Source organism: Blastococcus tunisiensis (assembly GCF_900112815.1).
In the GTDB taxonomy this organism is placed as follows: domain Bacteria; phylum Actinomycetota; class Actinomycetes; order Mycobacteriales; family Geodermatophilaceae; genus Blastococcus_B; species Blastococcus_B tunisiensis.
On the sequence record NZ_FOND01000012.1, the window covers coordinates 62938 to 86841 of the forward strand.

At 75.0% G+C, this 23904-nt stretch carries 26 protein-coding genes; 9 read left to right on the top strand and 17 right to left on the bottom strand.

Annotated features, from left to right (window positions below; translation table 11 throughout):
* Positions 1-2: 2 nt before the first annotated feature.
* Together BM142_RS15480 and sigE are read right to left on the bottom strand one after the other, a co-directional pair.
* Entirely contained in the window at positions 3-590 is a 588-nt protein-coding gene (locus BM142_RS15480) for an anti-sigma factor family protein (RefSeq protein WP_092200684.1), read from the bottom strand.
* On the bottom strand, positions 587-1165 hold the full coding sequence (sigE, locus tag BM142_RS15485; protein ID WP_092200687.1) for an RNA polymerase sigma factor SigE: 579 nt from the start codon (positions 1163-1165) through the stop codon (positions 587-589). The genes BM142_RS15480 and sigE overlap by 4 nt, the downstream gene beginning before the upstream one ends.
* 233 nt (positions 1166-1398) lie before the next feature.
* Here sigE and BM142_RS15490 point away from each other — a divergent pair, with 233 nt between their 5' ends.
* Positions 1399-2055, top strand: coding sequence for an O-methyltransferase (locus tag BM142_RS15490; RefSeq protein WP_254791001.1), 657 nt, complete (start codon positions 1399-1401; stop codon positions 2053-2055).
* Positions 2056-2107: 52 nt separating this feature from the next.
* Here BM142_RS15490 and BM142_RS15495 read toward each other — a convergent pair whose 3' ends face one another.
* Both BM142_RS15495 and glgC read right to left on the bottom strand, forming a co-directional pair.
* Positions 2108-2638 (bottom strand): 2'-5' RNA ligase family protein, encoded by a 531-nt coding sequence (locus BM142_RS15495; protein ID WP_092200693.1) that lies wholly within the window; start codon positions 2636-2638, stop codon positions 2108-2110.
* 58 nt (positions 2639-2696) lie between these two features.
* Positions 2697-3917 (bottom strand): glucose-1-phosphate adenylyltransferase, encoded by a 1221-nt coding sequence (gene glgC, locus BM142_RS15500; protein WP_092200696.1) that lies wholly within the window; start codon positions 3915-3917, stop codon positions 2697-2699.
* Positions 3918-4072: 155 nt separating this feature from the next.
* Between glgC and glgA the strand changes: the two genes are divergently transcribed.
* From glgA to BM142_RS15520, 4 genes are all read left to right on the top strand, one after another.
* Positions 4073-5263 carry a glycogen synthase gene (glgA, locus tag BM142_RS15505; protein WP_092200699.1) on the top strand — a complete coding sequence of 397 codons (1191 nt, stop codon included), beginning with the start codon at positions 4073-4075 and terminating at the stop codon, positions 5261-5263.
* A 231-nt stretch (positions 5264-5494) separates the two neighbouring features.
* Positions 5495-6460, top strand: coding sequence for an ABC transporter substrate-binding protein (locus tag BM142_RS15510; RefSeq protein ID WP_254791002.1), 966 nt, complete (start codon positions 5495-5497; stop codon positions 6458-6460).
* A gap of 31 nt (positions 6461-6491) precedes the next feature.
* Positions 6492-7574, top strand: coding sequence for a FecCD family ABC transporter permease (locus BM142_RS15515; RefSeq protein WP_092200705.1), 1083 nt, complete (start codon positions 6492-6494; stop codon positions 7572-7574).
* Positions 7571-8377 carry an ABC transporter ATP-binding protein gene (locus BM142_RS15520; RefSeq protein WP_092200953.1) on the top strand — a complete coding sequence of 269 codons (807 nt, stop codon included), beginning with the start codon at positions 7571-7573 and terminating at the stop codon, positions 8375-8377. The genes BM142_RS15515 and BM142_RS15520 overlap by 4 nt, the downstream gene beginning before the upstream one ends.
* Positions 8378-8477: 100 nt before the next feature.
* Here BM142_RS15520 and BM142_RS15525 read toward each other — a convergent pair whose 3' ends face one another.
* The 4 genes from BM142_RS15525 to BM142_RS15540 all read right to left on the bottom strand — a co-directional run bounded on the left by BM142_RS15525 (position 8478) and on the right by BM142_RS15540 (position 12068).
* Entirely contained in the window at positions 8478-9326 is an 849-nt protein-coding gene (locus tag BM142_RS15525; RefSeq protein WP_092200708.1) for a 5-oxoprolinase subunit C family protein, read from the bottom strand.
* Complete coding sequence (locus BM142_RS15530; RefSeq protein WP_254791003.1) at positions 9327-9959, bottom strand: 5-oxoprolinase subunit B family protein; 633 nt, start codon at positions 9957-9959, stop codon at positions 9327-9329.
* Between the two features lie 98 nt (positions 9960-10057).
* Positions 10058-10828, bottom strand: a complete 771-nt coding sequence (locus BM142_RS15535) for a LamB/YcsF family protein (protein WP_254791004.1) — start codon at positions 10826-10828, stop codon at positions 10058-10060.
* 52 nt (positions 10829-10880) lie between these two features.
* Positions 10881-12068, bottom strand: coding sequence for a zinc-dependent alcohol dehydrogenase (locus tag BM142_RS15540; RefSeq protein WP_092200711.1), 1188 nt, complete (start codon positions 12066-12068; stop codon positions 10881-10883).
* A 548-nt stretch (positions 12069-12616) separates the two neighbouring features.
* Between BM142_RS15540 and BM142_RS15545 the strand changes: the two genes are divergently transcribed.
* The 3 genes from BM142_RS15545 to BM142_RS15555 all read left to right on the top strand — a co-directional run bounded on the left by BM142_RS15545 (position 12617) and on the right by BM142_RS15555 (position 15884).
* Positions 12617-13738 (top strand): NDMA-dependent alcohol dehydrogenase, encoded by a 1122-nt coding sequence (locus tag BM142_RS15545; RefSeq protein ID WP_092200714.1) that lies wholly within the window; start codon positions 12617-12619, stop codon positions 13736-13738.
* 181 nt (positions 13739-13919) lie between these two features.
* Entirely contained in the window at positions 13920-14312 is a 393-nt protein-coding gene (locus BM142_RS15550; RefSeq protein ID WP_254791012.1) for a hypothetical protein, read from the top strand.
* A gap of 69 nt (positions 14313-14381) precedes the next feature.
* On the top strand, positions 14382-15884 hold the full coding sequence (locus BM142_RS15555; RefSeq protein WP_092200717.1) for a phytoene desaturase family protein: 1503 nt from the start codon (positions 14382-14384) through the stop codon (positions 15882-15884).
* 7 nt (positions 15885-15891) lie between these two features.
* Here BM142_RS15555 and BM142_RS15560 read toward each other — a convergent pair whose 3' ends face one another.
* The gene (locus BM142_RS15560) at positions 15892-16926 is read right to left on the bottom strand and encodes a class I SAM-dependent methyltransferase (protein WP_092200720.1); all 1035 of its coding nucleotides are present in this window, start codon (positions 16924-16926) and stop codon (positions 15892-15894) included.
* Between the two features lie 109 nt (positions 16927-17035).
* Between BM142_RS15560 and BM142_RS15565 the strand changes: the two genes are divergently transcribed.
* Complete coding sequence (locus BM142_RS15565) at positions 17036-17548, top strand: DinB family protein (RefSeq protein WP_092200723.1); 513 nt, start codon at positions 17036-17038, stop codon at positions 17546-17548.
* Positions 17549-17583: 35 nt separating this feature from the next.
* Here BM142_RS15565 and BM142_RS15570 read toward each other — a convergent pair whose 3' ends face one another.
* From BM142_RS15570 to dapE, 8 genes are all read right to left on the bottom strand, one after another.
* A complete protein-coding gene (locus BM142_RS15570; protein ID WP_092200726.1) occupies positions 17584-19104 on the bottom strand; it encodes a leucyl aminopeptidase family protein in 1521 nt (506 codons plus the stop codon).
* An 86-nt stretch (positions 19105-19190) separates the two neighbouring features.
* Entirely contained in the window at positions 19191-19358 is a 168-nt protein-coding gene (locus BM142_RS15575) for a DUF3117 domain-containing protein (protein WP_012947303.1), read from the bottom strand.
* Positions 19359-19484: 126 nt separating this feature from the next.
* Complete coding sequence (locus BM142_RS15580; protein ID WP_092200729.1) at positions 19485-20045, bottom strand: DNA-3-methyladenine glycosylase I; 561 nt, start codon at positions 20043-20045, stop codon at positions 19485-19487.
* Positions 20046-20080: 35 nt separating this feature from the next.
* A complete protein-coding gene (locus tag BM142_RS15585) occupies positions 20081-20986 on the bottom strand; it encodes a DMT family transporter (protein WP_092200732.1) in 906 nt (301 codons plus the stop codon).
* Between the two features lie 66 nt (positions 20987-21052).
* Entirely contained in the window at positions 21053-21505 is a 453-nt protein-coding gene (locus tag BM142_RS15590; protein ID WP_092200735.1) for an SRPBCC family protein, read from the bottom strand.
* Positions 21498-21884 (bottom strand): DivIVA domain-containing protein, encoded by a 387-nt coding sequence (locus tag BM142_RS15595; protein WP_139228900.1) that lies wholly within the window; start codon positions 21882-21884, stop codon positions 21498-21500. The genes BM142_RS15590 and BM142_RS15595 overlap by 8 nt, the downstream gene beginning before the upstream one ends.
* A complete protein-coding gene (locus BM142_RS15600; protein WP_092200738.1) occupies positions 21884-22756 on the bottom strand; it encodes an LOG family protein in 873 nt (290 codons plus the stop codon). The genes BM142_RS15595 and BM142_RS15600 overlap by 1 nt, the downstream gene beginning before the upstream one ends.
* On the bottom strand, positions 22753-23871 hold the full coding sequence (dapE, locus tag BM142_RS15605; protein ID WP_092200962.1) for a succinyl-diaminopimelate desuccinylase: 1119 nt from the start codon (positions 23869-23871) through the stop codon (positions 22753-22755). Before dapE ends, BM142_RS15600 begins: the two co-directional genes overlap by 4 nt.
* Positions 23872-23904 lie beyond the last annotated feature (33 nt).

Genomic DNA, 23904 nt, shown 5'->3' on the forward strand with positions numbered 1-23904 from the left:
GCTCAGGGGGTCCCGCCCGGAGCTGTCGTCGCCGCACCGGCCCCGACGGTCACGGTGCGCACGACCGGCGGGACGACCTCGGTGTGCTGCTCGGGTGCCGAGGGACCGGCCACCGGCCCCCGGGGCCCCGGGTCGGTGGCCCCGCCGGCCGGCAGGTTCAGCGCCAGGACCGTGACGCCGGCACCGAGGCCGAGCATCGTCCCGGCGAGCCCCCGCCGGAGCCAGCGGGCGTGGCCGGGCCGGGCGGGCCGCTGCTGCGGCTGCAGGTCCACCGACCAGTCGCCGGAGGCGCCGCTGACGGTGAGCCCTCCGGGCCCGGCGGCCACGGTCCCGAGCCCGCCGCCGCCGGGACCGCAGACGTCGGTGGTGAACGGGATGGCGCACAGCCGCGACATCAGGTCGCCCGGCACTGCCACGTCCCGTGAACCGTGCAGGGCCTCCTTCGCCTCGCGCTGCGCCTCGACGGCCAGGCGGCACTGGAGGCAGCCGGAGAGGTGCCGGGCGGCGCGGCCGGCCGGGCCGGCGGGCAGCTCCCCGTCGACCAGCGCGGCGATGGCCTCCTGCGCCAGGTGGCTCTCCGGGATGCTCATGCGGGGGCGCCTCCGGTCCCGACGGAGCTGCGGCCAGGGGCGAGGTGGGCCAGCGCCTGCCGCAGCTGGACGCGGCCGCGGTGGATGCGGCTGCGGACCGTGCCGAGCTTGATGCCCAGCGTGGCCGCGATCTCCTCGTAGGTCAGGCCCTCGATGTCGCAGAGGACGACGGCGACGCGGAACTCCGGCGAGAGCGCATCCAGCGCCGCCTGCACCTGCGGATCCAGGTGGGTGTCGGCGTAGACCTGCTCGGGGCTCGGCGCGGTGCCGGGCAGGCGCTCGGTGTCCTCGGGCAGCGCGTCGAACCGGATCCGCTGCCGGCGGCGGACCATGTCCAGGAAGAGGTTGGTGGTGATGCGGTGCAGCCAGCCCTCGAAGGTGCCCGGCGAGAAGTCCGCCAGCGAGCGGAACACCCGGACGAACGTCTCCTGGGTCAGGTCCTCGGCGTCCTGGGGATTGCCCGAGAGCCGGTAGGCCAGCCGGTACACGCGCGCGGAGTGGTCGCGCACGACCTGCTCCCAGGTGGGCGCGACCCACGCCGCCTCGGGCGCGGGGGGAACGGCGGGCTCGGACACGCTCTGAGGATCGCAGACCGCAGGGCCCGACACCTCCCCGGTGTGGGTGGGATCCGTGGTCGCGGCTCGCTTCAGGCGCACGACATGATCAACGGACGGCACGGGCGCCGGTGTTCCCGCGCACAGCGGCTCGCAGGAAACCCACAGGTACGGGGCCGGCGACCGGTCGGGCGACACCCCGGGCCGGGCGGCCCGGCCCCGCCCGCTGCCCGGACCACTACCCTCGGCGGGTGATGAGCGCCGACCAACCGCCGCCGGGAGGCGGTCCCGAGGGCGCCGCCTACGCCGACCGGTTCGCGGTCGAGACCCCCGAGATGGTGGCGGCCCGCGCCCGCGCGGCCCAGCTGGCCGGTTCCCGGCCGGTCGGGCCGGCGGTCGGCGCCACCCTGGCCGTCCTGGCCGCCGCCGTCGAGGCGCGCTCGGTCGTGTCGATCGGCAGCGGCGGCGGGCTGGCCGGGCTGTGGCTGCTGCGCGGGATGCGCGCGGACGGCGTGCTCACCGCGCTGGACGGCGATCCCGAGCAGCTGCGCGCGGCCCGCTCGGCGTTCGCCGACGCCGGGGTGACCTCCAGCCGGGCGCGGCTGATCTTCGGCACCCCGGCGGAGGTGCTCCCCCGGCTCTCCCCCGGCGGGTACGACATGGTGGTCTGCGACGGCCCGCCGCGGGACTACGCCGATCACCTGCCCGCCCTGCTCGACCTGGTCCGCGCCGGCGGCACGCTGGCCTGCCACGGGCTGCTGGCCGGTGGCCGGGTGGCCGATCGCACCGCCCGCGATCCGCAGACCGTGGCCGCCCGGGAGATCGCCCGGGCCATCCGCGAGGACGAGACGCTGCTGCCGGCCGTGCTGCCCATCGGCGACGGCCTGCTGGTCGCCACCAAGCGCGCCTGAGACCCGCGACGGAGCCGATCAGCGGGTGACGTCGGCGGCGGCAGTGCCCGGCTCAGCGGAACGGCCACTCCGCCACCGGCTCCCACGGGCCGCCGAGGTAGCGCCACAGCGCCAGCCCTCGGGCGCGGACGTCGTACGGCACGAAGCCGGCGAGCAGCCGCTCGTGCAGCGCCCGGGCCACGGCCGGGTCCACCTTGTTCTGCACCGTCACGTGCGGTGCGTGGCGCTGCCGGTCCTGCGGCGTGAGCCACGGCCGCCACGCCCCGGCCAGCCCGGTGCGCACCGCGGCCAGCTCGGACGAGTCGAGCGTGAAGGCGATCCCCCGGCCGAGGAAGCGGACCCCGGTCACGCCGACGTCGAAGGCCGGCCGGTCGGCAGCCGACGCGAGATCGGCACGGACGGCGTCGAGGTGCTCCCCGGGAAGCGCGTGGAAGAGGGTGACGTGGGCGGCCAGCCGGAACACCCCGTCCTCCCCGGGAAGCGGCCTCGCCGGGAAGTGCTCGGCGCGCAGCCGGTCGAACCGCGCCTGCGCCTCCTCGTCGAGCAGCAACGTCACGACCAGCGGCCGCACCCCCGCGCTCATGGCCCCCTTCAGGGCACCGCCCCGAGCGTGCGAGGGGCGGGGAGAAGGGGGTTCTTCATCACACGACCGCGCGGGCGCCCTTGCCGAGGACGGTCACGCCGCCCTCGCTCACGTGGTACCGCTCGCGATCGGTCACCGTGTCCACGCCGATCCGCGCCCACGGCGGCACGACGACGTTCTTGTCCAGGATCGTCCGGCGCACGTAGGCGCCCTCCCCGATGTGCACACCGTCCATGAGCACGCTGTCCTCGACCCGAGCGCCGCGCTCGACCCGCACCCCCGGGGAGACCACCGAGTTGTGCACCGACCCGCCGCCGATGATCGCGCCGGCGCTGACCATCGACTCCTCGGCACGGCCGCCGAGGACGAACTTGGCCGGCGGCAGCTGCGGCGGGAGGGTGTAGATGGGCCAGCGGTCGTTGTAGAGGTTGAAGACCGGCGACACCGAGACGAGGTCCATGTGCGCGTCGTAGTAGGCGTCGATGGTGCCGACGTCGCGCCAGTAGCCGTGGTCCCGTTCGGTGGCGCCCGGGACGATGTTGGTGGAGAAGTCGTAGACCCAGGCCTCGCCGGCGTCGGCGAGCATCGGCATGATCGAGCCGCCCATGTCGTGGACGGAGTCCTCGTCCTCCGCGTCGGCCCGCAGCGCCTCGAGCAGCGCATCGGTGGTGAAGACGTAGTTGCCCATGGAGGCGAAGCTCTCCTCGGGCGAGTCCGGCAGGCCGGGCGGGTCGGCCGGCTTCTCCAGGAACCCCCGCACCTTTCCGTCGGCGTCGGCGTCGATCACGCCGAACTCCGTCGCCTCCCGCCGCGACACCCGCAGCCCGGCGATGGTGACGCCCGCACCGGTCTGCAGGTGCTGGTCGACCATCTGGCCCGGGTCCATCCGGTACACGTGGTCGGCGCCGAAGACGACGACGATCTCCGGCCGCTCGTCGTAGATCAGGTTCAGGCTCTGGAAGATCGCGTCGGCGCTGCCGGTGTACCAGCGCGGCCCGAGCCGCTGCTGCGCCGGGACCGGGGTGATGTAGTTGCCGAGCAGCTGCGACATCCGCCAGGTCTGGGTGATGTGCCGGTCCAGGCTGTGGCTCTTGTACTGCGTGAGGACGGCGATCTGCCGGATCTCGGCGTTCACCAGGTTCGACAGCACGAAGTCGATCAGCCGGTAGTTCCCCCCGAAGGGCACCGCGGGTTTCGCCCGGTCCGCGGTCAGGGGCGAGAGCCGCTTGCCCTCGCCGCCGGCGAGCACGATGCCGAGAACCCGAGGACCGCCGCGCATGGTCGCAACGTAGCCGCTGAGCTGTGCTTCCGCGCCCTGCCGGTGCCTGATCCGCCCCCTCGGGTGTAGAGGGACCTCCTGCCCCCACCGCCGGCACGGTCGCGTCGGGGCCCGGCAAGGAGGCCGGGGGCCGGCGGAATCCCTAGGCTCCCCCCATGCGCATCGGCATCGTGACCCGCGAGTGGCCGCCGGACGTCTACGGCGGGGCCGGTGTCCACATCGAGCACCTGGCCGCGGCCCTCCGGTCGCTGCCGGACGGCCCCGACCTCGACGTGCACTGCTTCGGGGAGCCGCGGGGCCCGGGCATGGCGGGACACGGAGCCACCGCGCACGCCGTCCCGGCGGGCCTGCGGGAGGCCAACGGCGCGCTGCAGGCGGTGGGGGTCGACGTGGAGATCGCCGCGGCCCTGGGCGGCGTGGACCTCGTGCACAGCCACACCTGGTACGCCAACGGGGCGGGGATGCTCGCCGCGCTCGTGCACGGGGTGCCGCACGTGGTCACCGCCCACTCCCTCGAGCCGCGCCGCCCGTGGAAGGCCGACCAGCTGGGTGGGGGCTACCGGCTCTCCTCGTGGGTCGAGCGCACCGCCTACCTGGCGGCCGACGCCGTGATCGCCGTCAGCCACGGCATGCGCACCGACGTGCTCGACGCCTACCCCGACCTCGACCCGGAGCGGGTGCACGTCGTCGGGAACGGGGTGGACGCCGACGCCTACCGCCCGGTGCACGCCCCGGAGGTCGTCCGCGGCCTGGGCGTCGACCCCGACCGGCCCTACGCCCTCTTCGTCGGCCGGATCACCCGGCAGAAGGGCGTCGGCCACCTGCTGGCCGCCGCCGCGCAGCTGCCCCCCGATGTCGGCCTCGTCCTGTGCGCCGGGGCCGCGGACACCCCGGCCGAGCGGCAGCAGGTGGCCGACGCCGTCGCCGGGCTGCAGGCCCGCCGCGCGGGTGTCGTGTGGATCGAGGCCATGCTGCCGCGCGAGCAGCTCGTGCCGCTGATCACCGGCGCGACCGTCTTCGTCGTCCCCTCGGTCTACGAGCCGCTGGGCATCGTGAACCTCGAAGCGGCCGCCTGCGGCACCGCGGTGGTGGCCAGTGACGTGGGCGGGATCCCGGAGGTCGTCGACGACGGCCGGACCGGGCTGCTCGTGCACTACGACCCCGACGACGTCGGGGCCTTCGAGAGCGGACTGGCCGCGCGGATGGCCGAGCTGCTCGCCGATCCCGACCGGGCCGCCGCGATGGGAGCGGCCGGCCGCGCGCGGGTGCTCGCCGAGTTCGGCTGGCCGGCCATCGCGGCGCAGAATGTGGAGGTCTACTCGCGCGTGCTCGCCGACCGGGGCTGAGCCCGCCCCCTGGTATCTTTCCCCCGCCGACCCCCGGGTCGGTGTCGCAACGGCAGCGAAGTCCGGTGCAATCCCGGCGCTGTCCCGCAACTGTGATGGCCACCAGCTGGTGGCCCGAGCCAGATCGCCTGCCCTGCGGCATGTCACCGACCCTCGCGGTAAGGGTCGCGCATCGCTGCCGTCGGGCAGCTCATGAGCGACGCTCGCCGCCTCCCTGTGGAGGCTCTTCCCTTGCACCGTTCCCTCTCCCGGCCGCGGACGACGTCCCGGGGCCATCGGCGGACGACCCCCGCCGCTCTCCTGCTCGGCCTGAGCCTGGCGCTGACCGCCTGCGGGGGCGACGCCCCCGCCGACGAGCCGGCGGCCGACGCCCCCTCCTCCGACGCCTTCCCGGTCACCGTGACCGGCGCCGACGGCGAGCTGACCCTCGACGAGCGGCCCGAGGACATCGTGTCCATGTCGGCGACCGCCACCGAGATGCTCTTCGCGATCGGCGCCGGAGAGCAGGTGGAGGCCGTCGACGACAACTCGAACCACCCCGCGGACGCGCCGACCACCGACCTGTCGGCCTTCACCCCCAACGCCGAGGCGATCGCGGAGTACGCGCCCGACCTGGTGGTCCTGAGCGACGACCTCAACGGCATCGTCGACGCGCTCGACGCGCTCTCCATCCCCACCCTGCTCCTGCCGGCCGCCGAGACGCTCGACGACAGCTACGAGCAGCTGGAGACCCTGGGGGAGGCCACCGGGCACGCCGAGGAGGCCGACGAGGTCGTCGCCGACATGCAGGACCGGATCGATGCCGCGGTCGAGTCGGTCGGCGACGCCGGCGAGGGGACCCGCGTCTACCACGAGCTCGACCCCAGCTTCTTCTCGGCGACGAGCGACACCTTCATCGGCAGCATCTACAGCCGGTTCGGGCTGGAGAACATCGCCGACGAGGCGCCGGACGCGGCGGGCGGCTACCCGCAGCTGTCGGCGGAGTACATCGCCGGGCAGGAGCCGGGCCTGATCGTCCTCGCCGACACCAAGTGCTGCGACCAGTCGGCGGCGACCGTCGCGGAGCGCCCCGCCTTCGGCGGGCTGCCGGCCGTGCAGGAGGGGCGGATCCTGGAGGCCGACGACGACATCGCCTCGCGCTGGGGGCCGCGGATCGCGGACTTCGCGGAGGCCGTCGCCGACACCCTGCAGGGCTGAGGACGGCCGGACGGCTGGGGACGACGCGACGATGACGACGACGGCGCCGGGGGCGCGCACGGCCGCGGGGGCGCTGCCCACGCGGCGGCGGCCCGGGCTGGTGTTCGCGGGGGCGGGGCTCGCCCTCGTCCTCGCGATGCTGGCCGGGGTCTGGGTGGGCGCGCTGCCCCTCCCCCCGGGCGCCGTCGTCGTCACCCTGCTCGACCGGCTGCTGGCCCCGCTGGGGATCAGCGTGCCCGGCGGTCTGGAGGGCACGCACGAGGCGGTGCTGATGGAGCTGCGCCTCCCACGGGTGCTGGTCGCCGTCCTCGTCGGCGCCGGCCTGGCCATCTCCGGCGCGGCCTACCAGGGCGTGTTCCGCAACCCGCTGGCCGACCCCTACCTGCTCGGGGCCGCCTCCGGCGCCGGCCTCGGGGCGACGCTGGTCATCGCCTACTCCCCCGTCCAGGCGGTGGGCCCGATCGGCGTGGTCCCGCTGGCGGCCTTCGCGGGTGCGCTGCTCGGCGTCGGGGCGGCCCTGCTGCTGGGCACCGCGGCCGGCGGGTGGCACAGCGCGACGCTGCTGCTGGCCGGCATCGCCGTCGCCGCCTTCCTCTCCGCCGCGCAGACCCTGGTGCAGCAGCAGAACACCGACGAACTGCGGCAGATCTACGGCTGGCTGCTCGGCCAGCTCGGCAGCTCGCAGTGGTCGGACATCGTCCTGGTGCTGCCCTACCTCGGGGTGGCCTGCGTCGTGCTGCTGGCCAGCGGCCGCGCGCTGGACGTCCTCGCGGTGGGCGACGACGAGGCCTCCTCGCTCGGTGTGCACCCCGGCCGGCTCCGCCTGGTCGTCATCCTGGCCGCCTCGCTGGCGACCGCAGCCGCCGTCGCCGTCAGCGGGCTCATCGGCTTCGTCGGGCTGGTCGTGCCGCACATCGTCCGCAAGCTGACCGGCGGCGCCAACACCCGCGTGCTGCCCCTGTCGCTGCTGGTCGGGGGCGCCTTCCTCGTGCTCGCCGACCTCGTCGCCCGCGTGGTCCTCGCCCCGGCCGAGCTGCCCATCGGGGTGGTGACCGCCTTCGTCGGCGCGCCGTTCTTCGCCGGCCTGCTGTGGATCGGGGCCCGGTCGCGATGAGGGGACGGCAGCCGGCGCCACCCCCGGCCGTCGGCGGGGCCCGGGTGGAGGTCGTGGGCCTCACCGCCGGCTACGGCCGCACGACGGTGCTGGAGTCGGTCCGGCTCACCGTCGAACCTGGCGGCTGGCTGGCGGTCATCGGGCCGAACGGATCGGGCAAGTCCACGCTGCTGCGCTCGATGCTGGGCTTCCACCCGCACGAGGGCCTGGTGCGCGTCGACGGCGTTCCGACGACCGGCATGGCGCGGAAGGACCGCGCCCGGTGCCTGGCCTACGCACCGCAGACCCCCGTCCTCCCCGAGGGGGTCACCACCGGCGACTACGTCACCCTCGGCCGGACGCCGCACCGGCCGCTGCTGGCCGCCCCCCGTGCGGTGGACCGGCAGATCGTCGCCGACGTCATGGACCGGCTCGGGCTCGGGCCGATGGCCGAGCGGCCGCTGACCACGCTGTCCGGCGGCGAGCAGCAGCGCGCGGTCCTGGCGCGGGCGCTGGCCCAGCAGCCCCGCGTGCTGTTCCTCGACGAGCCCACGGCCGCACTCGACCTGGGGCACGCCCAGCAGGTCCTCGACCTGGTCGACCGGCTCCGCCGGCAGGACGACCTGACCGTGGTGAGCACGCTGCACGACCTCACCCTGGCCGGGCAGTACGCCGACCGCCTGGCGCTGCTGTCCGGCGGCCGCGTGGTCGCCGAGGGGGCTCCCGACGAGGTGCTCACCGCCGCCGCCCTGAGCACCCACTACGGCGCCCGCGCCCAGGTGGTGCAGGGCCCGTCCGGGCCGGCCGTGCTGCCCGTGCGGTGACCCGGCGATCCTCCGGATCGCACCGCGAGCTCCTGCCGTGCCCCGGCGGCCTCGAGCCACTGCGTCGTCGCCGCGCCGGCCCCTCCCGGCACCCCGCCCGTCACACCGCGCGGAACCGCACCCGGTCGCCGGGCCGCAGCTGCGCGGCCGCGGGGAGGTCCCCGGTGGGGACGACGCCCAGCACCGGGTAGCCACCGGTCACCGGGTGGTCGACGAGGAACAGCACCGGGGCGCCGTCCGGTGGCACCTGCACCGCGCCGGGGACCAGCCCCTCGCTCGGCAGCTCCCCGGGCCGCGCACGCTCCAGCCGCGGGCCGGCGAGCCGCAGCCCGACGCGGTCGCTGTCGGCGGTCACCGTCCACCCGGCGGTGGTGAGGGCGGTCCACGCGGCCGGGGCCAGCCAGTCGCGGCGCGGCCCCGGCAGGACACCGAGCACCGGCCGGGACGACGGCGATCCCACCGGGGCGACGTCCACGACGGGCTCCTCCCCCGCCTGCGCCCCCACCGGGAGCGCGTCGCCGGCCCGCAGCGGCGGCGGGCCGAGACCGGACAACGTGTCCGTGCTGCGCGAACCGAGCACCCGGGGGACGTCGATCCCGCCGCGGACGGCCAGGTAGCTGCGCAGCCCGACGGCCGGGACACCCAGCGCCAGCACCTGCCCGGGGCGCAGGGTCAGCGGGGCCGCGAAGGGGGCGGCCCGGCCGTCCACCGCGACCGGGGCCGGCGCCCCGGTGACCACGACCAGCAGCGTGCGGGCGGCGCGCACCCGGAGGACCCCGGCGGTCACCTCCACCACCGCCGCGTCCGCGTCGTTCCCCACCAGCCGGTTGGCCAGCGCCGCGGCGGCCCGGTCGGCCGCGCCCGAACGGGTCACCCCGATCGACGCCCAGCCGGGGCGCCCCCTGTCCTGGACGGTGGCCAGCGGGCCGGGAGCCAGCACCTCGAGCACTCAGCCCACCTCGCGCAGGCGCACGCGCACCCCGGGCGTCAGCAGCGCCGGAGGGTCCCGGTCGACGTCGAAGAGCACGGCGTCGGTGCGGCCGACCAGCTGCCACCCACCGGGAGAGGCGCGCGGGTAGGCGCCGGCGAACGGTCCCGCGAGGCCGACCGACCCGGCCGGCACGCGGGTGCGCGGGGTGTCCCGGCGCGGCACGTGCAGGTCGGCGGGCAGCCCGGTCAGGTAGCCGAAGCCCGGGGCGAAGCCACCGAAGGCCACGGTCAGCTCGACCGCGCCGAGCGCGGCCACCAGGCCGGCCACGTCGCGGCCGGTCAGCGCGGCCACCTCGGCGAGGTCGGGCCCGTCGAACACGACCGGCAGCTCGACCAGCGGACCCTCGTCCGGCCCGGGAGCGGGACCGGGGGCGAGGCGGCGCACCGCTGCCGCGTCCTGCTCGGTCGGTGCGCGGTCCAGGACGACCAGGACGGTGCGGGCGGCCGGAACCAGCTCCACCTGCCCGCGCAGCGGGGCCCGCTCCAGCGCGGTCCGGACGGCGGAGACCGCCGCGAGGTCCGCCACCTCCACCAGCAGTGCCCGGTCCCCGCAGGGCAGCACCGTCGGGCCCTGCTCCCCGCTCGGTTCCACGGAGCAATGATCGGTGGTCCACCGGTTCCCTGACCAGCGGCGACACCGCCCCGTGCGCCGCACCTGCGGGACCGCCGCCGCGGCGGCGACCGGACCGGTCAGCCGGAGAACGGGCGGAGCGCGATCCCCGCCCCGGTCAGCGCCGCCCGGACGGCCCGGGCGATCGCCGCCGCGCCGGGCGTGTCCCCGTGCACGCAGATCGACTCGACCGGCATGAGCAGCGCCGTCCCGTCCACGGCCTCGACCACCCCGTCGGCCGCCATGCGCACCGCGCGGGCGGCCACGGTGGCCGGCTCCTCGACGAGTGCACCCGGGGACCGCCGCGGCACCAGCCGGCCCCCCGGCGTGTACCCGCGGTCGGCGAACCCCTCGGGGACCGGGCGCAGACCGGCCGCCTCGGCCGACCGCAGCAGCGCGGACCCCGGCAGGCCCAGGAGCGGCAGACGGCGGTCGAAGGCCAGCACCGCGTCGACGACCGCGGCCGCCTGGCCCTCGTGGGTGACCGCCGCGTTGTAGAGGGCGCCGTGCGGCTTGACGTAGGACACCCGGGTGCCCACGGAGCGGGCGATGCCGTCGAGCGCGGCGAGCTGGTAGAGCACGTCGTCGGCCAGCTCGGCCGGGTCGACGTCGATGAACCGCCGGCCGAACCCGGCCAGGTCGCGGTAGGAGACCTGGGCGCCGACCGCCACGCCGGCCGCCGCCGCCCCGGCGCAGACCCGCCGCATCGTGGCCGGGTCACCGGCGTGGAAGCCGCAGGCCACGTTCGCGCTGGTGACCACGGCGAGGAGCGCGTCGTCGTCCCCCAGCCGCCAGACCCCGAAGCCCTCACCGAGGTCGGCGTTGAGGTCGATGCCGTGCGGGTTCGTCACCGGCGCAGTGTCGCACCGGTGCCCCGCTCGGCGAGCGGGGCACCGGGGAGGCTCACAGCTCGGGCTTGAGCTGCACCTTCACGACCCCGTCGCTCTTCTCCTGGAACTTCCGGTACATCTCCGGGGCCTGCGACAGCGGGACCCGGTGGGTGGCGAACGTGTCGCAGCCCAGCGGGTCGTCGTCGGTCAGCAGCGGCATGATCTCGGGGATCCACCGCTTGACGTTGCACTGGCCCATGTGCAGCGCGATCTGCTTGTCGAAGAGCGTCAGCATCGGGATCGGATCGGCCATCCCGCCGTACACCCCGGACAGCGAGATCGTGCCGCCGCGGCGGACGATGTCGATGGCCGAGTACAGCGCGTCGAGGCGGTCGACCCCCGCCGTCTGCATCAACGGCGCGGAGATCGCCTTGGGCAGCAGACCGGCCGCCTTCTGGACGAACGTCGTCGCCGGTGACCCGTGCGCCTCGAGGCCCACGGCGTCCAGCACCGAGTCCGGGCCGCGGCCGCCGGTCAGGTCCCGGATGGTGTCGCCGAGGTCGTCCTCGTGCTCGCGCAGGTCGACGACCTCGATGCCCCGTGCGCGCACCCGCTCGAGCCGCTCGGGCACCAGGTCGACGCCGATCACCCGGTAGCCCTTGTGCTGGGCGATCCGGCAGGCGAAGTCACCGATCGGCCCCAGTCCGAGGACGACCAGCGTGCCCCCCTCGGGGACGGCGGCGTACTCCACGCCCTGCCAGGCGGTGGGCAGGATGTCCGACAGGTAGGCGAAGCGGTCGTCCGCCGGCCCCTCGGGCAGCTTGATGTGCGTGAACTGCGCCTGCGGCACCCGCAGGTACTCAGCCTGGCCTCCGGGGATCTCCCCGTAGAGCTTGGAGAAGCCGAAGAGCGCGGCACCCATGCCCTGATCGCGCACCTGGGTCGTCTCGCACTGGGTGTACAGCTGCTGCCGGCACATCCAGCAGTGCCCGCAGGAGATCTGGAACGGGATGGCGACCCGGTCACCGACCTTCAGGTCGGTCACGCCGGTGCCCACCTCGACGACCTGACCCATGCTCTCGTGGCCGAGGATGTCACCCACGCCCATGAAGGGCGACAGCGGCTCGTACAGGTGCAGGTCCGAGCCGCAGATGTTCGACGTCGTGACCCGGATGACCGCGTCGGTCGGCTCCTGCACGAACGGGTCGGGCACCTCCTCGACGCGTACGTCACGCTGACCGTGCCAGGTCACTGCCTTCATGGGACTCCCCGTCGTCGTGCGGCCCGCGGTCGAACCGTCGTCCCGGGCGGAGTGCCCACGTCCGGGAACCGGTAACCCAGTGAGGTGGTCACCGGACCGGTGTCCGTCGACCGCCGTCGCACAGGTCCGGCAGAGGGATCCACATGTCGCGATGTCGACATGGCGACATGGCGACATGTGGATCCTCCCGGTCCTCGCCGTCCCCGTCGACCCCTGACAACCGGTCTGGCCGGCGTCCCGGTGACCGGCCCCCACCGGCTTGGCCTCCGGCGAGCCGCGCTGCCGCTGCTCGCCGTTGAAGGCGGCCCAGCCGGCGACGGACGACGCGAGCCAGGTCAGCAGGAAGAGCGCCCACGCCGCGAGATCTCGTCGGAGGAGGTGCGTGCCGCAGGTGTATCGCCACCTCTTCGCCACCACCGCAGGATCCGAGGAGGTGCGCTCCGAATCACGTGCCGATGTGCAACACTATGACTCGGACGATCTGTTCCGAACTATCTGGGCTCGGCCCGGTGCTCCCGGACGGGCGATGTGAACTGGAGGCCACTGAAGTGAAGACGCAGGGCGCGATCATCCGACAGGTGCCGGGGCGCTACGAGACGGCGGAACTCGAGCTGGACGAGGCAGGTCCGGGCGAGCTCACCGTGAAGATGGTGGCCTCGGGGTTGTGCCACACCGATGACCATGTCGCCACCGGCGACATGGAGTACGGGATCTACCCGGTCTGCGGCGGTCATGAGGGTGCCGGCGTCGTCGTCCAGGTCGGCGAGGCCGTCCGTGGATGGTCCGAGGGTGACCACGTCGTCTTCTCCTTCCTGCCGGCCTGCGGGAAGTGCCGCTGGTGTGCGCGGGGCATGCAGAACCTCTGCGACCGTGGTGCCGGCCTGATGAACGGCTCGCGGCTGGATGACCCGACGAGCTTCCGGATGCGCCTGGACGGGCAGCCGGTCGGGCAGATGTTCGGCATCTCGACCTTCAGCCAGTACACGACCGTCGACGTGGACAACGCCGTCAAGGTGCCGGTCGACGCGCCGCTGGAGAGCCTCTGCCTGCTCGGGTGCGGAGTCGGCACTGGCTGGGGGTCCGCGGTGAACCTCGCCGACATCTACCCCGGGGACACCGTCATCGTGATGGGGGTCGGCGGAATCGGCATCAACGCCGTCCAGGGTGCCGTGCACTCCGGCGCGGGCCAGGTCATCGCGGTCGACCCCGTGGCCTTCAAGCGCGAAAAGGCGATGGAGTTCGGCGCCACCCACGTGGTCGAGAACATCGAGGAGGGGGCCGAACTGGCCCGGACGTTCACCAACGGTCAGGGAGCCGACGCCACGATCGTCACCGTCGGGGTGACCACCCCCGAGCACGTCTCGCAGGCATTCTCCTCCATCCGTAAGGCAGGCACGGTGGTCGTGACGGGGGTCGGCGATATCACCCGGACCGACCTGTCGTTGTCCATCGGTGAGCTGACCGTCTTCCAGAAGCGCCTGCAGGGATCGTTGTTCGGCGCCTCCAACCCCACTGCGGACATCCCGTGGCTCGTCGACCTCTACACGCGGGGCCAGCTGAAGCTCGACGAGCTGATCACGCACCGGTACACGCTCGACCAGGTGGCGCAGGGCTACGAGGACATGCACGCGGGCAAGAACATCCGGGGCATCGTCGTCTACGACGCCTGAACGACATCGGCGCCCGGTGCCCCACCCGGATGCGGAGGCCGACCGCATCCGGGTGGGTGCCGGGTGCGGTCGGCGACCGAGGGGCGGACGATCTTCTGCCAGACTCGGCTCGCCGGGGTAGCAGATCCCCTTCCACTCCTCCGGGCGCGCCAGCCTGGGCGTCGAGTGGGAGCTCCAACCGATCGACCCGCGGACCCGTCAGCCGACGTCGGGGGCGACCGAGATCCTGGCCGAGATCACGCCCGAGGGCCTCGAGGAGCGTCCCGAGGCCAAGCACGAGTTGCTGCCGCCGACCATCGAGATCATCACCGGGATCTGCACCGCCGTCGCCGCGGCGAAGGCCGACCTGACCGGCACGCTCGCCGAGCTGGTCGACGCCGCCGAGTCATGCGGCCTGGCTCGTGATGTGCGCCGGCAGTCACCCCTTCACCCGGTGGGACTCCCAGGACAGCTCCCCTGCGAGGACGCCGAGGCGACGGTCGCGGCGGTCGCCGGAGCCGTCGAGGGGCACCTCGCCGGGGCCCGGCACGAGGCCGACGACCTCGCCGTCCTGGTCCTCGCCGTTCCCGCCTGACCCGCCGGCCGGGCGACCCACCGCCGATCGCCGCCGGGCCGGTACGCCGCTGCCGGTTACCGTGACGACATGGCTCGGGTGGTCGTGATCGGTGCGGGCCTGGGCGGCCTCGCCGCGGCCGCGCGCCTGACCGCGACCGGCCACTGCGTGACCGTGCTCGAGCAGGCCCACCGGGTGGGCGGGAAGCTCGGCACCTACGCGCGGGACGGCCACGTGTTCGACACCGGGCCGAGCCTGGTCACCCTGCCGCAGGTCTACCGCGACCTCTTCGCCGCCACCGGCGCACCCCTCGAGGCCGTGGTCGACCTCGTGCGCCTGGACCCGGCGGTCGCGTACCGGTTCCCCGACGGCACCGGGCTGTCGGTGCCCGGAACCGCGCCGGAGATCGCGCGGGCGCTCACCGACGCACTCGGTGCGGGGGCCGCCGAGCAGTGGACGGCCCTGCTCGACCGCGCGGCGGCGATGTGGCGGATCAGCGAGGAGCCGTTCCTCCGCCGGCCGCTCCAGGGGGTGGCGACCCTCGCCCGCCTCGCCCGCAACCCGGCCGACGTCACGACCATCGCCCCCTGGCGGACCCTGCGCGGTCTCGGGGAGCGGCAGCTGGACGATCCCCGCCTGCGGATGCTGCTGGACCGGTACGCCACCTACTCCGGATCGGACCCCCGGCGGGCTCCGGCCGTGCTGGCCACCGTCCCGTACGCCGAGCAGACGTTCGGCTCCTGGTACGTCCGGGGCGGGCTGCACCGCCTGGCGCTGGCCCTCGCCGAGCGGGCCACGGGGCACGGCGCCGTCCTCCGGACCGGGAGCGCCGTCCGCCGGGTGCTCGTCGAGGGAGGCCGCGCCGCCGGGGTGGAGATCGCCGGCGGGGAACGGCTGGCCGCCGACGTCGTCGTCTCCGGCATCGACGCCGCCGCGCTGTACGCCGACCTGCTCCCCGCCGACCGGCGTACCCGCCCGGCCCGCCGCGACCTGGGCCGGGCCGCCCCGTCGCTGTCCGGCGTGGTCCTGCTGCTCGCCCTGCGCGGCCGCACCACCGGGCTGGCCCACCACACCGTGCTGTTCCCCGAGGACTACGACGCGGAGTTCGACGCCGTCTTCGGTACCGGCCGCTTCCGGGGGGCGCCCCGCCCGGTGGCCGACCCCACCGTGTACGTCAGCGCCCCGGACGATCCGGCGCTGCGCCCGGACGAGGACAGCGAGTCCTGGTTCGTGCTGGTGAACGCGCCGCGGCACGACCCGGCCGGCGGGGTCGACTGGGACGAGCCGGGCCTGGCCGGCCGCTACGCCGGGGAGGTCCTCGACGTCCTCGCCCGCCGCGGCATGGACGTGCGCGACCGGCTGCGCTGGTGCGAGGTGCGGACACCGGCCGACCTGGCCCGCGACACCGGCAGCGTGGGGGGCTCGATCTACGGCTCGTCGAGCAACGGCGCGCGTGCCGCGTTCCTCCGCCCCGCCAACGCCTCCCCCGTCCCGGGCCTGTTCCTGGTCGGCGGCTCGTCGCACCCCGGCGGGGGCCTGCCGCTCGTCGCCCTGTCCGCGCAGATCGTGGCGGACCTCGTCGGTCCCGCCTGAGCCCGCCCTACCCGGGCCATACGGCCCGCACGGTGACCACCGGAGCACCCGGAGCGATGGGCCGGGGGGCCGAGGGGCGCAACCCCGCTGCGGTGAGCTGGCCGAGCAGCGCGTCGGCGTCCGTCAGCTCCATCGCCCCGTCCTGGGCGTGCAGCAGCAGGTCGAAGTGCCGGCTGAACAACTGCCGCGTGGCCACGCTCGTCACCAGGAACAGAACACCGCCCGGTGCGAGGAGGGAGGCGATGTCCCGGAGCAGCGCGACCCGGTCCCCCATCGGCACGTAGTAGATGACGTTGGCCAGGACGGCGAGATCGAAGGGATCGGCTAGTGCACCGGTGCGGTCGGCCAGGACCTCCCGCACGTCGGCGCAGCGGAGGTGCGAACGCCCGTCCAGCCCGCGGTCCCGCAGGGTCTTCCCGGCCAGCGCCGCCGCATCGGCGTCCGAGTCGATGCCCACCCCCTCCGCGGCCGGGGCCGCATCCAGCATGGCGGCCAGTTGCAGGCCGGCGCCGCAGCCGATGTCGAGGACGCGTCGCGGAGCGCGCTCGACGACCGTGGCGGTGAGCTCGGAGAGGACGAACGGCTCGAAGGCAGCGGAGACCCGGGCGATCAGGCCACCCTGCTCCGCGACGTCCCGGCGTGGCCGTCCGCCCGCGAGCTGAGCCGGCAGCTCGCGGTAGAGGCCGGTGTGGAACCCGGGAAATGCCTGGTAGACGGCTCGCACCAGGTCATCGTCGACGATCGCCCGGCCGCGGGCCGTCAACCGCCACGATCCGCGACGGACCTGCACCAGGCTGGCCGACTCGACCACCCGCAGGAACGCCGCGAGCAGCTCCAGGTCGTCGACCGCCATCCGTTGCGCGAGTTCGTCGATGTCCGCCGCACCGGTGGCGAGAGCGTCCAGCAGCCCGGTGTCGACCGCGGCACCGGCGAGGTGCAGCCGGATGGCCGTCGCTCCCTCGCGGTTGGCGCGCACCCGCGCGGGAAGATTGCCCGCGCGGGCGAGGGTCCACAGCGCCCGGGCGGTGATGAGTCGTCGCATGTCGGCTCCCTGGTTCGGCAGGGGTCACTCTCCCGACCGAGCCGACCGGGCACCAGTTCCGCGGCGCTGCTGAGGTCGCGGCGTCCGTACCGGGTGCGAGGCTGTGGGGGTGCGCACCGAGCTGCCGGCCTCCGGCACCGAGCGGGACCTGCTGACCGCGTTCCTCGACGCCCAGCGCGACGCGGTCCTCCGGAAGACCGAGGGGCTGACCCGGGAGCAGCTCGCCCGCCGGCTGCCGCCGTCGACGCTGACCCTCGCCGGGTTGCTCAACCACCTGGCGCTGGTCGAGGACTCCTGGTTCCGGAAGAACTTCCTCGGCGCGCCCCCGGACGAGCTGTGGGCCGGCATCGACCGGGAGACCGATCCCGACCAGGAGTTCCGCACGGCGCTCGAGCTGGACCCGGACGACCTCCGCGCGCGGTACGCGCGGGCGTGCGCCCGCAGCCGGGAGGTCGTGGCCGGCACCCCGAGCCTGGACCAGCTGTCGGCCCGGGCCTCGGCCCGCACGGGGAAGCGGTACGACCTCCGGTGGGTGCTGCTGCACCTGATCGAGGAGACCGCCCGGCACGCCGGGCACGCCGACCTGCTGCGGGAGGCGATCGACGGGACGACCGGCGGCTGACCGCGGGGACGGCCGGCACCGGCCGCCCCCGCCGATCAGTCCTCGACCGTCGGGCCCTGCTCGACCGGCGCCCCGGCCTCCAGCCAGTGCAGCAGGGTGCGCGCGCCGAAACCGGTGCCGCCCTTGACCACCTCGGCGTCGTCCGAGCCGGCCCGGGCCGGTCCGGCCACGTCGAGGTGCGCCCAGGGCAGGTCGCCGGCGAACGGCCGCAGGAACAGCGCGGCGGTGGTGCCTCCGGGGCCGCCGGGAGCGTTGTTCGCGTCGGCCACCGGGCTGTCGAGCAGGTCGACGTGGTCCTCGAGCAGCGGCATCCGCCAGGAGGGCTCGCCGGCCTGCACCCCGGCCGTCCGCAGGGCGTCGGCCAGCCCGTCGGTGGTGGCGAACAGCCCGGCCGTCCGCGTCCCCAGGGCCACCTTCATCGCCCCGGTCAGCGTCGCCACGTCGACCAGCACCGTGGCGCCGAGTTCCAGCCGTCCATAGGCCAGGCCGTCGGCGAGCACCATGCGGCCCTCGGCGTCGGTGTTGAGCACCTCGGTGGTCCGCCCGCCGACGTGCCGGACGACGTCGGCCGGGCGGTAGGAGGAGCCCGACACGGCGTTCTCGGCCGCCGGGACCACCGCGGTCACCGCGATCGGCAGCTCGAGCCGCGCGACGGCGTCCAGCGCCGCCAGGACGGCCGCACCGCCGGCCATGTCGGTCTTCATCTCGCGCATGCCGGCGGTGGGCTTGATCGACAGCCCCCCGGTGTCGAAGGTGATTCCCTTCCCGACCAGGACCGGATGCGCGGCCGGCGCCTCCGGGTGGCGGTAGCGGACGACCACGACGCGGGGCGGCGAGGCCGAGCCGGCGCCGACGGCCAGCACCCCGCCGAAGCCACCGGCACGCAGCTCGTCCGGGCCGAGGACGGTCACCGAGACGTGCGGCAGGCCGCCCAGCCGGTCGACCGCCTGCTCCGCCAGCCAGGCCGGGACCTTCACGTTGCTCGGGGTGTTCACCAGGTCGCGGGCCCAGGCCACCGCCTCCGCGGTGAGCCGTCCGGCCTCTCCCGCGGCGACCACGGCCGGGTCGGCGGCGTCGGCGGCGACGACGACGGCGACCGTCTCCAGCCGCGGCGGGTGCGGGCGGGACAGCTCCCGGAACCGGTAGCCCGACAGCAGCGCCGCCTCGACCGCGGCCCGCACCTCGACCGCCCCCGCCGGGGCCACCGTGCTGTCGACCGGGAGCACCAGCCGGCGCGCACCGTGCTCGGCCAGCGACTGGGCGCGCCGGACCGCGGTGGCGACGTAGCTGCGCAGATCGGGCAGCGTCGCCTCCCCGATCCCGACGGCGACCACGCTGCGCGGCCGGCGCCCCGCGATCGGGACGTTCGTGACCGTCCCCGCCGAACCCCTGTTGCCGGTGTCGGCCAGGGCGCCGGTCAGCAGCTCGGGGCTCACCGGTGGCGCGGACCCCCCGGCCAGCCAGGCCGGCAGCGCCGCACCGGTGCCCACCGGCACGGCGAGGACGTCGTCGGGCCCGAGCACGGGGAGGTCGACCAGGATCTCGACCCGCGGCAACGGCGCGGCCCCGGTCGCCGGCGGGTTGCCGGCGGCCGGGGCCGTGTCGCTCGCGGGGCTGCCCGGAGGCAGGCTCGCGGAGGTGTTCAGCTGGTCGCGCCCTTCAGTGCCTCCGAGAGCGCCGCCGCCTCGTCGGGCGACAGCTCGACGACCAGGCGACCGCCCCCCTCGAGCGGTACGCGCATGACCAGGCCGCGCCCCTCCTTGGTCACTTCGAGGGGACCTTCACCCGTGCGCGGCTTCATGGCCGCCATGCGTGCCTCCTTCTTCGGCCCACCACTCCTGCCGGGGCAGGAGTGCTGCGGCGTCCGTCGCTGCTGTGCGCTCCGGGTCAATGATCCCGTATGAGCGGCTTCCGTCCAACATGAGGTCCCCGCGGGTCACCCGGACGCGCCTGCCCGGAAGCAGTCGGCGACGTGGTCGTCGACCATCCCGGTGGCCTGCATGAGCGCGTAGGCGGTCGTCGGCCCGACGAAGACGAAGCCGCGCCGCTTGAGCTCCTTGGCCATCGCGACCGACTCCGGGCTGGTGGCGGGCACGTCGGCGAGCGTCGCCGGCCGGGCCCGCGGGCCGCCCGGCGCGAAGGACCACAGCAGCGCCGAGAGCCCGTCGGGCAGCTCCTGCGCCGCCCGCGCGTTGCGCACCGCGGCGGCGATCTTGGCCCGGTTCCGGACGATCGAGGCGTCGGCCATCAGCCGGGCCTCGTCGTCCTGGGTGAACGCCGCGACGGCGGCGATGTCGAACCCGGCGAACGCGGCGCGGAAGGCGGGCCGCTTGCGCAGGATGGTGATCCAGGACAGCCCCGACTGGAAAGCCTCGAGGCAGAGCCGCTCGAACAGTGCGTCGTCGCCCCGGAGGGGCACCCCCCACTCCTCGTCGTGGTAGGCGACGTACTCCGGTGCGCTGGTGGCCCACCCGCAGCGGGACCGCTCGGCTTCCACGGCGCGGACGGTATCCGGCGCGTCCGACAGGGTGGTCAGGGGACGGCCGAGTCCACGTCCGCGAGCTCGGAGGGCTCGGTGCGGGCCGGGCTGCGCCGGGTGGCCAGGACGCAGCCGACCAGGACGAGCGGGAGACCCAGCGCGATGCCGAGGGTGAACGGCTCGCCGAGCAGCCAGACGCCGAGGAGGACCGCGACGGCGGGGTTGACGAAGGTGATCACCAGGGCCCGCTGCGGGCCCACCTCCCGGATCAGCGCGAAGAAGAGCGCGAGGCCGATCGCCGTGCAGAGCACCCCCAGCGCGGCCAGGGACCACCAGGCCGGAGCGCTCACCTGTCCCGTCCCGTCCAGCTGTGGCAAGGCGAAGGGCGTGTACACGACCGCGGTGACGAACAGCGCGATGGAGCTGGCCGCCGTCCCGGGGACGTCGGGGAGGGCCCGCGTGACCACCAGGGGGCCGGTGGCGTAGCCGACGAGCACGAGGCCGATCGCCAGCAGGGGGAGCAGCTGGGCGCCGTCGACGTCGAGGCCCAGCAGCACACCGATGCCCACCACCCCGATCGCCATGCCGAGGAGGCGGACCGGCGTCAGACGCTCCTCCTCCCCCAGCAGCAGGGCGGCCAGCGCGGCGACGAACGGCACCCCGGCGACCAGCAGGCCGGTCAACGAGCTCGACAGGGTCTGCTCGGCGTAGGCGATGAGGAACCACGGTCCGGCCATCTCCAGCACCGTGAACAGCAGCAGCGCCTTCCAGTGCCGGAGCACCGGGCGCAGCTGCCCGCGGGCGATCGTCCACGGCAGGAGCAGCGCCGCACCGATGAGGCACCGGAGGAACACCAGGGTCTCCGGCGAGACCTCGTCGACGGCCACCTTGATCAGCAGGTACGGGATTCCCCAGATCACCGACATGGCCAGGAACAGCACCCACCCGCGCCGGCTCACGGCCGCGGCCTCCGCGTCGTCACCGGAGCATCCTGACGCACGGCCCCGGGCGCCCTCGGCGGGGTGTCAGCCGCGGGCGGCGAGCGCGGCGAAGCGCTCCAGCGAGCGGCGGATCCCGAACAGGGCGAAGGGCCGCACCAGGAACCAGCCGACCACGCCGAGGTAGCCGTACGGCAGGTAGAGCCGCTCGGACCACACGAAGGTGGAGTGCGCGCCCCGCGGCTCGATGGCGAAGGTGCCGGGGCCGCGGATCAGCCGGCCGGTGTGCTGCACCTCGACCAGCCGGGGCGGCTCCCACTTCGTGATGATCATGGTGTCCAGGACGCCGACGTGCCGGCCCCCCGGCAGCGGCAGCCCGGTCCGGGCGGCCAGCCGGCCGTGCAGCCGCTGGGCCGGGCCGTCGACGGTGCGGACGTCGGTGGCCAGCATCCACTCGCCCTGCCGCTCCCAGTCGGTGAGCAGCGCCCACACCCGCTCGGGCGGGGCGTCCACGTCGATGCGCTCGACCAGGTCAGGCACGGGAGATCTCCTCGTCGTCGGTGCTCGCGGCGTCGTCGTCCGTCGTCGCGTCACCCTCCTGCTTCGGCTCCGTGGCGGAGACCGGATGCAGCTGGGCGCGCAGGGCGGCGACCTCGGTGTCGCGCTCCTCGAGCGCCAGCGCGAACTGCTCGATCAGCCAGTCCACCTCGGTCATCCGGTACCCGCGGGCGGTGACCGACAGGCGCAGCGCCCGGATGTCGTCGGCGGTGACCTGCCGGTCGCCGGGCAGCGCCACCGGCGAGCGGTCCGGCTCGGCCGGTGGCCGGCTCTCCCCGCGGCCCAGCAGCAGCGAGGCGCCGAGGAAGAGCAGCGCACCGACGACGAGGACGCCGACGACGAAGGCGACGAACGTGAGCATCAGGCCTCGAGCGGGCCCTGGTCGACCGGGACGTGCTGCATCCCGCCGCCGCCGTCGCCGGTGCGCCGCGCCTCGTCGGCCGCCTGGATCACCGCCATGACCTCGCCGATGTCGTCGGTGACGGTGATCAGGTCCAGGTCGGTGGCGTTGATCGTGCCCGTTCCGGCGAGCGTCGTGCGGATCCACTGCAGCAGCCCCGACCAGTACTCGGTGCCGAAGAGGATCACCGGGAAACGGGTGACCTTGCGGGTCTGCACGAGGGTGAGCGCCTCGAACAGCTCGTCCAGGGTGCCGAAGCCGCCGGGGAGGATGACGAAGGCCTGCGCGTACTTCACGAACATGGTCTTCCGCACGAAGAAGTAGCGGAAGGCGATGCCGACGTCGACCCACTCGTTGAGGTCCTGCTCGAACGGCAGCTCGATGCCCAGGCCGACCGACAGGCCGCCGCCCTCGCAGGCACCCCGGTTGGCCGCCTCCATCGCCCCGGGCCCGCCGCCGGTGATGACCGCGTAGCCGGCCTGGGCCAGGGCGGCCCCGATCGCCACGCCCGCCGCGTAGTGCGGGTGGTCGCGCGGCGTGCGGGCGCTGCCGAAGACGCTGACCGCCCGGGGCAGCTCGGCGAGCAGGCCGAAGCCCTCGACGAACTCGGACTGGATCCGGAGCACGCGCCACGGGTCGGTGTGCACCCAGTCGCTGGGGCCGCGGCGGTCGAGCAGCCGCTGGTCGGTCGTCGTCCCGGCGTAGCGGGGATCGGGCTCCCCGCCGCGCAGCGTGATCGGCCCGCGGTGCCGGGTGGGGCGGGGACGGCGGCCGTCGGGCTCCTGCTGCGGCGGCTGCGACGACTGCGGCGGCTCGGGCGGGGTGGTGGTCACGCGGGGCTCCCGGAGAGGTAGGCGGTGAGGGCGTCCTCGGCCGGGCGGAGCCGGTCGACGCGGACGTGTTCGTCACGGGTGTGGGCCAGCTGCGGATCACCGGGCCCGTAGTTGACGGCCGGGATGCCGAAGGCGGCGAACCGGGCGACGTCGGTCCAGCCCAGCTTGGCCCGCGGGGGGCGGCCGACGGCGGCGACGAAGGCGGCGGCGGCCGGCTCGGCGAGCCCCGGCATCGCGCCACCGGCGTTGTCGGTGACGGTCAGCGTCGCGCCGCCGGCCAGCGCCTCGGCGAACACCTCCCGGACGTGCGCTTCCGCGGCGTCCTCGTCGCGGTCCGGCGCGTAGCGGAAGTTCACCGTCAGCGCGGCCTCGTCGGGGATCACGTTGCCGGCGACGCCTCCGGAGATGCCGACGGCGTTGAGCCCCTCGCGGTAGGTGAGCCCGTCGATCTCCACCTCCCGCGGGCGGTACGCGGCCAGCGTGGCCAGTGCGCCGGCCAGGCCGTGCACGGCGTTGACCCCCAGCCAGCTGCGGGCGCTGTGCGCGCGGCGGCCGGTCGTCTCCAGCCGGACCCGCAGGGTGCCCTGGCAGCCGCCCTCGATCTCGCCGTCCGTGGGCTCGAGCAGGATCGCCAGGTCGCCGTAGAGCCAGCCCCGGCGCTCGCGGGCGACCCGGCCGAGACCGTTCTTCACGGCCTCGACCTCCTCGTTGTCGTAGAAGACGAACGTCAGGTCGTGCGCGGGCTCCCCGCCGGGCACGCCGAACCGGCCGGCCAGCCGCAGCATCACCGCGTCGCCGGCCTTCATGTCGCTGGTGCCGCACCCGTAGAGCCGCTGCACCCCGTCGACCTCGCGCAGCTCCGACGGCAGGTTCCCGGCGACCGGCACGGTGTCCAGGTGCCCGGCGAGCACCACGCGCGTCGGCCGGCCGAGGTTCGTCCGCGCCAGCACGCTGTTGCCGACCCGCTCGACCTCCAGGCCCGCGAGCGCCCGCAGCGCCGCCTCGACGGCGTCGGCGAGCGGCTCCTCCGAGCCGGAGACCGACGGGGCGTCGACGAGGGCGCGGGTGAGGGCGAGGACGTCGGCGGACAGGTCGAGCTGCGGGAGGTCCGTCACGACCACCGAGCCTAAGGCCCGGCACGGAGGGCG

Bases quoted from the DNA above. Each gene is read 5' to 3' on its own strand.
- BM142_RS15520 (WP_092200953.1), top strand. From the start codon at position 7,571: ATGAGGGGACGGCAGCCGGCGCCACCCCCGGCCGTCGGCGGGGCCCGG.
- BM142_RS15480 (WP_092200684.1), bottom strand. From the start codon at position 590: ATGAGCATCCCGGAGAGCCACCTGGCGCAGGAGGCCATCGCCGCGCTG.
- BM142_RS15515 (WP_092200705.1), top strand. From the start codon at position 6,492: ATGACGACGACGGCGCCGGGGGCGCGCACGGCCGCGGGGGCGCTGCCC.
- glgA (WP_092200699.1), top strand. From the start codon at position 4,073: ATGCGCATCGGCATCGTGACCCGCGAGTGGCCGCCGGACGTCTACGGC.
- BM142_RS15560 (WP_092200720.1), bottom strand. From the start codon at position 16,926: ATGCGACGACTCATCACCGCCCGGGCGCTGTGGACCCTCGCCCGCGCG.
- BM142_RS15595 (WP_139228900.1), bottom strand. From the start codon at position 21,884: ATGCTCACGTTCGTCGCCTTCGTCGTCGGCGTCCTCGTCGTCGGTGCG.
- BM142_RS15540 (WP_092200711.1), bottom strand. From the start codon at position 12,068: ATGAAGGCAGTGACCTGGCACGGTCAGCGTGACGTACGCGTCGAGGAG.
- BM142_RS15495 (WP_092200693.1), bottom strand. From the start codon at position 2,638: ATGAGCGCGGGGGTGCGGCCGCTGGTCGTGACGTTGCTGCTCGACGAG.
- BM142_RS15555 (WP_092200717.1), top strand. From the start codon at position 14,382: ATGGCTCGGGTGGTCGTGATCGGTGCGGGCCTGGGCGGCCTCGCCGCG.
- BM142_RS15490 (WP_254791001.1), top strand. From the start codon at position 1,399: ATGAGCGCCGACCAACCGCCGCCGGGAGGCGGTCCCGAGGGCGCCGCC.
- BM142_RS15575 (WP_012947303.1), bottom strand. From the start codon at position 19,358: ATGGCGGCCATGAAGCCGCGCACGGGTGAAGGTCCCCTCGAAGTGACC.
- glgC (WP_092200696.1), bottom strand. From the start codon at position 3,917: ATGCGCGGCGGTCCTCGGGTTCTCGGCATCGTGCTCGCCGGCGGCGAG.